This is a genomic window from Paenibacillus sp. LRG-1, from assembly GCF_057220305.1.
Genome location: NZ_CM170126.1, coordinates 3880834 through 3894292, shown reverse-complemented (window position 1 = coordinate 3894292; position 13459 = coordinate 3880834). Strand labels below are relative to the sequence as shown.

Sequence of the window (13459 nt, the reverse complement as noted above, 5' to 3'; positions counted from 1 at the left end):
ACAGCCAACACGATATTTGTCCTATTTCATACAGCTAGGAGGACATGTTTATGGATTCAAAAGATATTTTTCGTGCGGTGCAAGCAGGGGAAATCAATTATGAAGATGCTGAAAAACAATTGCTTCAATTTATTGGCGAGCTCCCGGATGAATCATTGGAAGCCAGTCCACAGGAATTATCAGAAGGACGGGCTTTCACGTTGCAACCATTGGACAGCTTCCACACGTCGGAGGATGGGCAGGAGATAAGCGCCTCCCAAATGAAGGTACAGTCTGTGGTTGAATTGCAGGAATTTGAGCACGGGATTGTCTTGTTGAAAATGAAGGACACGGCGCACAAAAATACATTTTCCGATGAACTAATTATCGGCCTGAATCAGGCGTTTGAGACAGTGCAGGCTAACGAGAATTATAAAGTTGTGATTCTGACGGGATATGACACCTACTTTGCCACAGGAGGCACCCAAGAGGGGTTGCTGGCTATCCATGAGGGAAAGGCGAAATATAGCGATACCAATGTTTACAAGATTGCTTTGGATTGCAAGCTGCCCGTCATCGCTGCTATGCAGGGACATGGGATTGGTGCTGGCTGGTGCATGGGGATGTTTTGCGATTTTATCGTGATGAGTCGGGAAAGCATCTATACTACTAACTTTATGAAGTACGGCTTTACTCCCGGAGCGGGTTCGACCCTGATTTTCCCTGAGAAATTCGGGGTTAGTATGGCACAGGAAATTTTATTTACAGGTACTAGATATAGTGGTTCGGAACTGGAAACCAAAGGGGTTCCTTTTCCGGTAGTGCCGAGAAATGAAGTGGTGCCGTACGCCATGCAGCTGGCAAGAAAACTGTCCGAGTCTCCCAGGGAGTCATTAATTGAGCTGAAAAACCATATGGCCCAATCGATAAGAGAAAAGCTGGCGGCTACTATTGAAAAAGAAATAAAAATGCAGGATAAAACGTTTGTAAATCAGCAAGAGGTTAAAGAACGGATTCAATTTGCCTATGGACAGCTGCCGAATAGCAATGATTCCCACAAAACGGTCAAGCATGCTGATTCTAAAAAAGCTATGCCAGATATGCCGCGCGGTCAGGAACATAAGGAGTCTATCGCAATTATTGGTATGGCAGGGCAATTCCCAGAATCCAGGACTTTGGCTGAATTTTGGGACAATCTGGCTCAGGGCAGGGATTGTATATCGGAAATCCCTTCAACGCGATGGTCAATCGATGAATATTACGATACCGATCCCAAGGCTCAGGGAAAAACCTATAGCAAATGGATGGGTGTTTTAGAGGATGTAGATAAATTTGACCCGTTGTTCTTTAATATATCCCCTGCAGAAGCAGAGATGATGGACCCTCAACAGCGCCTGTTTCTTGAAAGCAGCTGGAAATGCATTGAAGATGCCGGATTAAATCCAGCTTCACTGTCGGAGAGCCGCTGCGGTGTTTTTGTAGGTTGTGCAGCCAGTGATTATGGGAGGTCCATGAGTGGGCAGGGGTTAAATGCGCAGGTTCTCATGGGAGGGTCGCCTTCGATTCTATCCGCTCGGATTTCGTATCTGCTAAATTTGAAAGGTCCTTCTTTGGCTATTGATACCGCATGCTCTTCCTCTCTGGTAGCTATTGCTGAAGCCTGCAACAGTCTCCTTTTAGAAACAAGTGACCTTGCTTTGGCAGGCGGAGTCATGATTATGGCTGGTCCGGGGATGCATGTTATGACTAGCAAGGCAGGAATGCTGTCCAAGGATGGACGGTGCTTTACCTTTGATGCCCGTGCAAACGGGTTTGTCCCCGGAGAAGGAGTTGGGGTCATTTTATTAAAACGGCTCTCTGATGCAGTCAGAGACAAGGACTCCATATATGGAGTTATTCGGGGATGGGGAATGAACCAGGATGGAAAAACCAACGGAATAACTGCCCCAAGTGTAAATTCACAAATCTCGCTGGAAAAAGACGTATATCGACGGTTTAACATTCATCCCGAAACCATCTCCATGGTCGAGGCCCACGGGACAGGAACAAAGCTGGGTGATCCTATCGAGGTGGAGGGACTTACGGAATCATTCCGATCCTATACAAGCAAGAAGGGCTATTGCGCATTGGGGTCACTGAAAAGCAATATGGGTCATATGATGACTGCGGCCGGAGTAGCCAGTGTGATGAAAGTGCTGCTGGCCATGAAGCACCACCAATTGCCGCCTACCATTCATTTCGAATCCTTAAATGAGCATATTTCTCTGGAGGATAGCCCGTTCTATATTAACACCAGTCTGCAAAGCTGGGAGCCCGAACCGGGAGTACCCCGGCGTGCGGGCGTAAGTTCTTTCGGATTTAGCGGCACTAACGCTCATATGGTTATTGAAGAATATGTTCCTGTAGTCTCTGCGGTGAATCTACCCCCAGTGGGTAAAGACAACCCGGGACTATTTGTGCTGTCCGCTAAAAGTGAACAATCCTTGAAAACCTATGCAGCAGATATGATAAATTTTGTTAAGTTGCACGAAAGCGTTAATCTCACGGACCTGGCCTATACCTTGCAAGTGGGAAGAGAGGCCATGGACTGGCGTCTCGCGTTTTTGACGGATTCAAGAGAAAATCTGATAGATGAACTTGAACATTTTATTAACGGAAAATCGTCGGAAAAAGTGCTGATCGGCCGTGTGAACTATCCAGGTGGCGGAATCGAACTCTTGGATTCGGACGAAGACACCGGAACCCTGGTTCGGGCCTGGACTGAGAAGAAAAGACTTGATAAGGTAGCCAAATTGTGGGCCAATGGCGCAAGCATTGAATGGGACGCACTTTATGGAGATATCAAGCCCAGACGAATCAGTCTGCCGACCTATCCTTTCGAAAGGGCACGCTATTGGTTATCCGAAACAGACACTGGACAAGGCAGTGTAAATCTGGCTATGACTGCCCAAATTCATCCTTTATTGCATCAGAATATTTCCGATCTCTCCGGACAACGTTATAGCTCTACTTTTACAGGCCGGGAATTTTTCCTGTCAGACCACAGAATCAAGGGTCAACAAACATTACCCGGGGTGGCTTACCTCGAAATGGTGCGAGCAGCTGTAGAAGAGGCAGTGGGGGCCGTAGTAGAAAGCGAGACCCATATTCAGCTGAAAAATATCGTATGGGCTCGGCCTGTGGTTGTAGCAGACGGACCGGTCAGGGTACTCATCAGTCTATATCCCCAGGACAATGGAGAGATTGCGTTTGAAATATGCAGCGGGATGGAAGGGGCCGACGCTGAAGGTATTATACACAGTCAGGGAATGGCTGTGTTGGCGAGGGTTGGGGAGATACAGTATCTGGACCTGAATGTCTTACGGGCAGACTGTACCCTCACACCACTTTCTTCGAGCCAATGCTATGAAGCTTTCAAAGCCATGGGGATAGACTATGGACCCGCACACCGTGGCATTGAGGCAATCTTTCGAGGAAAGGATTACGTGCTGGCCAAGCTGTCCCTACCATCCGCTGTACTCCATACTCAAACTGAATTTGTACTGCATCCAGCTTTGATGGATTCAACTTTGCAGGCCACAATCGGCTTGGTAATGGGTTCGGAAGAAAATTTGCCTGTAGGCAAGCCTGCGTTACCCTTTGCTTTGGAGGAACTGAAGATATCCGAAAAATGCACTCCAGTGATGTGGGCCCGGATCTCGCAACATGGGAGTGAAGAGACGTCGAATGGATTAAGCAAGGTGGATATTGATCTGTGCGATGAGACCGGGAAGATTTGCGTGCAGCTCAAAGGGCTTTTATCCAGAGCTTTGGAAGGAGATGTGCGGCAAGCCAGCATCACTGAGGATATGGGTACACTGATGCTTGAGCCTATCTGGCAGGAGATGCCTGTCACCACAGGGGTGAACGCTAACGACGATATCCGGCATGTTGTGATCCTGTGTGAAGTGGATGGTATCGCCGGGGAGGATATTGAAGCCCGCATGGATGGTACTCGCTGCCTTGTTTTACAGTCCTCCAGCATGGATATGGACAGTCGGTTTGAAGATTATACCATTCAAATATTTGAAGAATTGCAAAGTATCCTGCTAGACATACCCAAACAGAAAGTTTTGATACAGCTTGCAACCCACGCTCGGAAGGACCAACAGGTTTATTCCGGGCTCTTTGCAATGCTGAAAACCGCTCAAAAAGAAAATCCGAATGTCATGGGTCAGCTGCTTGAGCTTGATGTAGAGGATAATGTCGAAGGAATCATTGAGAAACTACAAGGGAACCGGAGTGGCCGGCATAACGAACGGATACGGTACCAAGGGGACAAACGACAGGCTTTAATGTGGCAAGAAATTGAAACCTTACGTGAAGATGCAGACCTGCCGTGGAGAGATGGTGGGATCTATCTCATTACTGGTGGCTTAGGTGGCCTGGGGCTTATTTTTGCCAGAGACATTGTGCGCAATGTGAAAAACTCCACCGTCGTATTGGTGGGTCGGTCATCACTTTCTGCGGACCAAAAGGCTCTGTTAAGCGAACTGAGAGCGCTGGGTGGTCATATAGAGTACCAACAGGCGGATGTGGGCCACAACGAATCGGTTACCGGGCTAATTCATGGCATCGTCGAGCAATTTGGCTGCCTTAACGGTATTTTGCACACAGCCGGAGTGATTCGGGACAACTTCATCATCAAGAAGACTAAAGAAGAGGTTAGAGAAGTGCTGGCTCCGAAGGTCTCAGGAGTGATGAATCTGGACCAGGCCAGCAGAGACCTGCCTCTGGACTTCTTTATCTTATTTTCTTCTGGCGCAGGAAGCCTTGGCAATGTAGGGCAGGTTGACTACTCCGCTGCTAATGGCTTTATGGATGCGTATGCCTCCTATCGAAATGCTTTGGTGACAGCAAAGCAGCGCCAGGGGCAAACACTGTCGATAAACTGGCCTCTGTGGAAGGATGGAGGCATGCATGTCGACCTGGAAACGGAAAGGGCGATGCAAGACCTGGGCATGATTGCCATGCAAACGGAGAATGGAATCAAAGCTTTGTATCAAAGCCTGTCTTCCGGCAGAAGTCAGGTTATGGTGATCGAAGGGTACCCCCAAAGGATTAAAGCGGCAATTCTAGGCCAGCTCTCGGAAACTGATGTCTCAGGCCGATCTGTAATGGAAAGCGGGGGAGCATCGCTTATCGGAGAAGAATGGCTAAGGGAAAAAGCGGAGGGTTATTTGAAAACGGTACTTTCAACCGTGATCAAGCTGCCCGCTGAAAGTATAGATGTAAATGCACCAATGGACAGGTATGGGATTGACTCCATACTGGTTATGCAGCTTACCAATGAATTGGAAAAGACTTTCGGCTCACTACCGAAAACATTATTTTTTGAATACCAGAATCTCCGGTCATTGACGAGTTATTTCCTTGAATCGTATCGCGGTCGGCTGATTGATGCTATAGAAGCGACAGAGAAGAATACGGCTCCTGATGCAGGCCCGAAAGTACCTATAAAAGCAACTATAGAGCCTTTAGCCTCGATATCGGCTAATCGTAGGCGTCCATGGCTTCTCCCGACAGGTATACAACCACATCAGGAGAAGAAGGCATTAGACATTGCAATTATTGGCGTGTCGGGGAGATATCCGGGAGCATTAGGTATCCGAGAGTTCTGGGACAACCTAAGGGATGGAAAGGATTGCATTACAGAGATTCCCAAGGAACGCTGGGATCACAGTCTGTACTTTAATGAAAACAGAGGCAAGCCCGGAAAAACCTACAGCAAGTGGGGAGGGTTCATCGATGGAGTGGACTGGTTTGACCCGTTGTTTTTCAATATTTCGCCAAGGGAAGCGGAAACGATGGACCCGCAGGAGCGCTTATTCCTGGAATGCGTTTATGAAACGATAGAGGATGCGGGTTATACGAGAGAAATTCTTTGTGCAGAGCGGGAGCTTGGCGGCATAGAAGGCAATGTCGGGGTTTACGTCGGAGTGATGTACCATGAGTATCAACTCTATGGAGCCCAGGAACAAGCCAAGGGAAGGATGATTGGGCTTCTCGGGAATGCCTCGGCGGTTGCCAACCGGGTATCGTATTTTTGTAATTTTCAAGGGCCAAGTATCGCTGTAGATACCATGTGCTCCTCGTCACTGACATCAATTCATATGGCCTGTCATGGACTACAGCATGGAGAATGCGAACTGGCAGTAGCAGGAGGGGTCAACGTCTCCATCCATCCTAACAAATACCTATTGTTGGGACAGGGAAGTTTTGCATCAAGCAATGGGAGATGTGAAAGCTTCGGACAGGGAGACGGATATGTACCGGGAGAAGGAGTCGGGGCTTTGCTGCTCAAGCCATTAGCCAAGGCCATAGCAGACGGAGACCGGATATATGGAGTTATCAAAGGAACTGCAGTGAACCACGGGGGGAAAACCAACGGCTATACCGTACCTAACCCCAATGCACAGGCCCGTGTGATTGGTCAGGCAATTAAGGAGGCAGGAATCAACCCCAGAACCATCAGCTATATAGAAGCCCATGGAACAGGAACTCCACTGGGAGACCCGATTGAAATTGCAGGCTTACAGAAGGCCTTCCGGAAATATACCGGCGATAAGCAGTTCTGTTCAATCGGGTCGGCGAAGTCTAATATCGGGCATTGTGAGAGTGCTGCTGGTATCGCCGCGGTGACAAAGGTGCTTATGCAGTTGAAATATAAACAAATCGTGCCTTCGCTACATGCAAGTACCTTAAATCCCAATATCGACTTCAGCGATAGTCCCTTTAAAGTTCAGCAGGGGTTAGAAGAGTGGAAAAGACCAGTAGTTGCTATCAACGGTGAAACCAGAGAATACCCAAGGGCAGCAGGAGTATCGGCCTTTGGTGCTGGGGGCTCTAACGCTCATGTGGTCATCGAAGAATATATTCCAGAAGAAGCTAGTCAGCAGCAAGCTGCTCCTGCATCCCTGAATCCTGTCATAGTCGTGTTGTCGGCCAAAAATAAGGAAAGGCTGGACGAGCAGGTGCAAAGATTGCTGTCTGCACTCAGAGAACTGAATGACCCGCATACAAGTCTCTCAGATATCGCCTACACGCTGCAAATCGGGCGAGAAGCGATGGACGAACGTCTGGCGATCATTGCAAAATCCATCCAAGAACTTGACTGGAAATTGGAAGGCTTCCTACAAAAAAAGGAAGGCGTAGAAGAACTGTATAGAGGACAGGTAAAGCGTAATAGAGGAGGGCTTGTCACTCAGGAAGTCGATGAAGATATGGCTAAAATGATTGATGCATGGGTGGACAAAGGGAAGTATGGAAAGCTCGCTGAACTTTGGGTTACGGGACTGATTTTGGATTGGAACAAGCTTTATGAGGATGTGAAGCCTCGCAGGATGAGTCTGCCAACCTATCCTTTTGCCAGAGAAAGCTATTGGATACCCGTACATGAGGAAAAGAGCGCCGCAATAACAGAAGCCGCTTCGTCCCAATCATCCTTTTTGACACCTTTACTGCATCAGAACACTTCAGACTTTCTGGAGCAGCGGTTCAGTTCAACGTTTACAGGCGAGGAATTTTTCCTCAAGGATCATGTTGTGAAAGGCCAAAAGGTTCTGCCTGGCGTAGCCTATCTTGAGATGGTACGGGCGGCTGTAGAACGTTCCACAGGAGATATGGACAACAGCACAACAGGAATCCGTTTGAAAAATGTAAACTGGATTCGGCCCATTGTGGTGGACAACCAGCCAGTTCCTGTACACACCAGGCTCTCTCTGGAAGACACCGGAAAAATCAGCTTTGAAGTGTATAGCGGGCAAGTAGGAAGCGAAAGAGGGCATACCGTGCATAGCCAAGGTGATGCGGTGCAGGTTTGCGTAGAGCAAAAACCGACACTAAACCTTAAGGCGTTACAGGCAGATTTTGGTCAACACAGGTTTAACGGATCGCAATGTTACGAAATCTTCGAGGAAATGGGAATGGATTATGGCCCGGCATACAGATGTGTGGAGAAGGTATATACACATCCGGGCAGGGTGCTAGCCAAGCTGGCATTGCCTTCCTTTATTTCTAATATGACGGACAGCTTGGTCCTTCACCCCAGCTTGCTGGATTCGGCCTTGCATGCATCGATCGGGCTAATCATGGGCCAAGAGAACGGAGGGCTACCGGGTAGCGCTGTACCAGCTACGCCTCACATGCCGTTTGCCCTCCAAGAGTTTGAGATTTATGGGGCATGCACCCCGACCATGTGGTCGTTGATTCAATACAGCGAGGGCAGCAAGAAAGAAGACAAGGTACAGAAGCTTAATATTGACTTGTGTGATGAGGAAGGAACTATTTGCGTCAGAATAACAGGATTATCCACCCGGGCGCTGGAAGGAGAAGTCGGCATTGAAAATGCACAAGGCGCAGCGGCAGGAGAAAGTGCCGCCGACCCGCTTGTAGGATCCGTAATGCTCATCCCGAAATGGGACCCTGCTGCTGTAAAAAAAGATGTCGTTTCCCCGTCACCGACAGACCGATTGGTCATTGCAGGTGGTACTGACAAAGACAGACAGGCCATCCGGGAGTATTATCCTAGGGCGCATTTCTTGGAGCTTCAAGCGCACGATTCCATTGAAACAGTTGCCTCAAAGGTAGAAGAATATGGAGCCGTTGACCATATCCTGTGGATTGCACCCTGTGTTTCCGGCGAATCGGTGACTGCCGAGTCCTTGATCAAGGAACAGGAGCAGGGAGTCCTTCTCTTCTTTAGAATGGTCAAAGCGATGCTTTTATTGGGATACGGGACGAAAAAGCTAGGCTGGACAACGATAACCAATCAAGCTCAGCCGATGGATCAGAACAATACAGTCAACCCGACTCACGCAAGTCTTCATGGGCTGGTAGGCACCATGGCCAAAGAATATCCGAACTGGAAAATCCGTATCCTTGACCTGCAATCCGATGATGACTGGCCGCTATCGGATATGTTTACGCTGCCTTCGGACCGACAAGGACGGATGTGGGTTTACAGAAATGGGCAGTGGTACCGGCAGCACTTGGTCCCATTCAAACAGACTTCAGGTTTAAAAGGACAGACGCTATACAAAACCGGAGGCGTCTATGTGGTCATCGGGGGTGCCGGCACTATCGGAGAGGCTTGGAGCAAGTATATGGCCTGTACCTACCAGGCCCAGATGGTGTGGCTAGGCAGAAGGCAAAAGGATGCCTCTATCCAGGCCAAACTGGACGGATTTGAAGGCCTGGGACCTGTTCCATGCTATATCACGGCGGATGTAGCAGACGAAAGGGAGCTGCAGCGGGCATATGAGGAAATAAAACAGCAGTACTCCAACATAAACGGAGTGGTGCACTCAGCTATTTCATTTTTGGAGAAGGGCTTGGAAGATTTGACGGAGGAAGAGCTCCGGTCAGGGCTTTCAGCAAAGGTTGATGTCAGTGTACGCATGGCTCAGGTCTTCCAAAATGAGCCGTTGGATTTCGTATTGTTCTTCTCTTCCATGATTACCTATGTAAAGAATCCGGGACAAAGTAGCTATGCTGCCGGAAGTACCTTTAAAGACGCGTTTGCGCATCGTCTTTCGCAGGAATGGCGTTGTCCGGTGAAGGTCATGAACTGGGGATACTGGGGTAGCGGCGAAAACAATGCCTCTCAAAATGGAGGGCAGGAGGTAGAAAATTACTCCAGACTGGCGCAAATAGGTGTTGGGCTCATTGACCCGCAGGAGGGGATGGAGGCGCTTGAGACGCTTCTTGCCTCACCGATAGACCAAATGGGGCTTATGAAAACAACAAGACATCTGGAGATGGAAGGGACTAATCCGACGGAAGAGATTGATCTCTACCCGCCTAATTCGGATCCGAATCTCAGGGATATACAGGAAAATATTGCTTCAGCAATACAATCAAGAAGCCATTTTATCGAAAACTATGCTGCAGACAATATGGGCGACCTCCAGGAAAGGGAGATGGAACATCTCCTACACAGGTTGTTGCAGGAGCAGCTCTTGTCCATGGGGTTATCAGGGACAGATCGTCAGTCTGTCGACGAGTTCAAAAATAAACTCGGACTACCTGAGCTATATGGCAAATGGCTGAAAGAGAGCATGGAGATTTTGGCACAGATGGATAACGACCTATCAGGTAGAAACTCCAGCTTGACGGATCGAGATGATGTCTGGCAGGAATGGGAAGAGCGCAAGCGTACATGGCTGCAATATCCGCAGATGAGAGCAAGGGTTAATTTGGTTGAGACAACGCTACGGGCTTTACCGGAAGTGCTTACCGGAAAATCGCCTGCGACTGAAGTCATCTTTCCCAATTCCTCAATGGAACTAGTGGAAGGAATTTATAAGAACAATCTGGTGGTGGACTACTTTAATGAAGTACTTGCCGATACGACTGCCGCTTATATTCAGGAGAGGATTATGGCCGACTCCACTGCGAAAATCAGAATTCTGGAAATCGGCGCGGGCACCGGAGGGACCAGTGCCACGCTATTCCTGAAATTGCGCCCATACCGCAAACACATTGAGGAATATTGCTATACCGATATTTCCAAAGCCTTTTTGATGCACGCGGAAAAAGAGTATGGGCCGCATAATCCGTATCTCAGCTACCAGATTTTTAATGTTGAAGAACCTATTGCTGGGCAAGGTGTTGAGACGGGTAAATATGATATTGTCATTGCCGCTAATGTACTTCATACCGCAAAAGACATCCGCCAGGCGTTACGTAATGCAAAAGCGGTTTTGAAAAGCAACGGCTTGCTCCTGCTCAATGAAATCACAGGTAGTAGCGTGTTTACCCACCTTACCTTCGGATTGCTAGATGGCTGGTGGGCGTATGAGGATCCGGAATGGCGTATTCCTGGATGCCCAGGGCTTCACCCTCAAATATGGAAAACCGTATTGGACAAAGAAGGTTTCCATGCAGCGTTCTTCCCAGCGCAAGAGGCGCATGATTGGGGCCAGCAGATTGTTGCAGCCCAAAGCGATGGCTTGGTTCGGCAAAAGCGACAGCACAAACGAAGATCAATATTGATAGAGAAAAGAACCGTAGAAACAGTATCAGTGAAACAACAATCTCAACCCAAAATAGAGGTAGCACAAGCAGAGGTAGAGCATGTGCTGCGTGAAAAAAGTACGGCGTACTTTAAACATTTGCTTGGTGAGACGCTAAAAATGGAACCGGGAAGTATCGACTCAACGGTTGCCCTGGAAGAGTATGGAATCGACTCGATATTGGTTGTGCAAATCACAAATGTTTTGCGTGAAGTCATCGAAGATTTTGCCAGCACGCTGTTTTTTGAGTACAACACCATAGATGATCTAGTAGCATACCTTCTTCAAACGCAAAAGGATTCGTTGAAGAAGCTGGTAGGAATGAAGGAACAGGAGTTGACCGAAGAGACTTCCAGAGTTGAAGAGGTCCCTGCTTTGCAATTACTCGCTACTGTCCCAATGAAGTTTGACCGGGGAGGGCGTTTCCTTAAGCCTTCTGACAGCACAAAGGAAAAGCCAACGACACGATCCTCCAATATCAGGGATGTTGCGATTGTTGGGCTGTCAGGACGCTATCCGGGAGCTCGTAATATAGAGGAATATTGGAACAATCTAAGAGAAGGTAAAAATTGCATAACTGAAATTCCGAAAGACCGTTGGGATTGGAAGACCTACTTTGACCAAGAAAAAGGGAAAAGGGGCACAATCTATACGAAATCGGGCGGTTTTATCGAAGGCATTGATTTATTCGATCCGTTATTTTTCAAGATTTCTCCCGCAGAAGCCGAAACAATGGATCCGCAGGAAAGACTTTTCCTGGAAGCAGCATATGCAAGCATAGAGGATGCTGGGTATACCCCTGCCAATCTTTGTGAGAGTAGAAGAGTCGGTGTATTTGCAGGTGTTATGAACGGAAATTACGGTTTGGGACCTCAATATAATTCCATCTCAAACCGGGTTTCCTATCATTTGGATTTCCAAGGTCCGAGTATGTCCTTAGATACCGCTTGCTCTTCCTCATTGACGGCGATCCATTTGGCTTTGGAAAGCCTGTATAGCGGTACAAGCGAGTGTGCCATTGCCGGGGGAGTCAACTTGATTGTAGACCCTATCCACTATATCAAGCTGTCGGCTATGACGATGCTTTCTAAAACGGGTGAATGTAAGTCATTCGGAGATCAGGCAGATGGATTCGTCGACGGAGAGGGTGTCGGCGCGATCGTGTTGAAGCCGTTGGAGAAGGCGATTGCAGATGGCGACCATATTTATGGAGTAATCAAAGGGAGCATGCTTAATGCTTCAGGTAAAACCAGCGGTTATACAGTACCTAGCCCTCAAGCTCAATCCTGGTTGATTGAAGAAGCGCTCCAGCGTGCGGATGTCGATGCAAGGACAGTTAGTTATATTGAAGCCCACGGAACCGGAACAGCTCTGGGAGATCCTATTGAAATTGCAGGACTGACAAGGGCATTCGAAAAATTTACAAAGGATAAGCAGTTCTGCGCCATAGGGGCGGTCAAATCCAATATAGGCCATTGTGAGAGTGCAGCAGGCATTGCAGGAGTGACTAAAATATTGTTGCAGCTAAAGCACAGCCAGCTAGTACCATCCTTACATTCAAGGAAGTTGAACCCTGAAATTAATTTCAACAATACTCCATTTATCGTTCAGCAAAGCCTGGAGGAATGGAAGAGACCGGTAATTACAACTGATGGAATCACAAAAGAATATCCAAGACGGGCTGGAATATCGTCTTTTGGTGCAGGCGGGGCAAACGCCCATATCGTGATTGAAGAGTATATTCCCGAGTATCAGGAACAGTCTGGAGCAGAATCCGCTTCTCAGGGACCTGTCATGATCGTGTTGTCAGCCAAGAGCGAGGAGCAGCTTAAGGAAAAGGGACGGCAGCTGCTGAATGCTCTTCAGGAGCAGCTATTCTCCGCAAGCCTATCGGATATTGCTTACACGCTTCAGGTGGGGCGCGAAGCGATGGAGGAGCGTTTAGCCATACTTGTGGAATCTACCGCAGAGCTTGAGGAAAAATTAAAGAGTTTTGTGGATGGACGCCATAACATGCTCAACCTATATAGAGGACAGGCTAAACGTAACAGAGAATCGTTGTCTATTTTTTCGGGGGACGAAGACTTGCAACAAATGATCGATCTTTGGATTTCCAAAAAGAAATATACCAAGCTTTTGGAGCTGTGGGCCAAAGGGATAAATTTGAATTGGAAAAAACTTTACACAGGGAAGATGCCTCACCGTATCAGCCTGCCTACCTACCCTTTTGCTAAAGAGCATTACTGGACTTCTGAAAGCAAGGATCAAGTAAAAGCCTATGTATTATTTTCGCAAGGTGAGAGCGATGTAGACTTTGATGATATATTGTGCGGCAGACTCTTGGATGAAATGATGAACGATACCCTGTCTGTTGATGAGGCTGCCAGTGAAATCCTCAATATATGTATACGTAAATGAGAAGTTTC

General features: G+C 48.0%; 1 protein-coding gene. It reads left to right on the top strand.

All coding sequences use genetic code 11. From position 1 onward, the window contains the following. Positions 1-50: 50 nt before the first annotated feature. Positions 51-13451, top strand: a complete 13401-nt coding sequence (locus ACUUJN_RS17220; protein ID WP_484668737.1) for an SDR family NAD(P)-dependent oxidoreductase — start codon at positions 51-53, stop codon at positions 13449-13451. Positions 13452-13459: the final 8 nt, after the last annotated feature.

Bases quoted from the DNA above. Each gene is read 5' to 3' on its own strand.
- ACUUJN_RS17220 (WP_484668737.1), top strand. From the start codon at position 51: ATGGATTCAAAAGATATTTTTCGTGCGGTGCAAGCAGGGGAAATCAAT.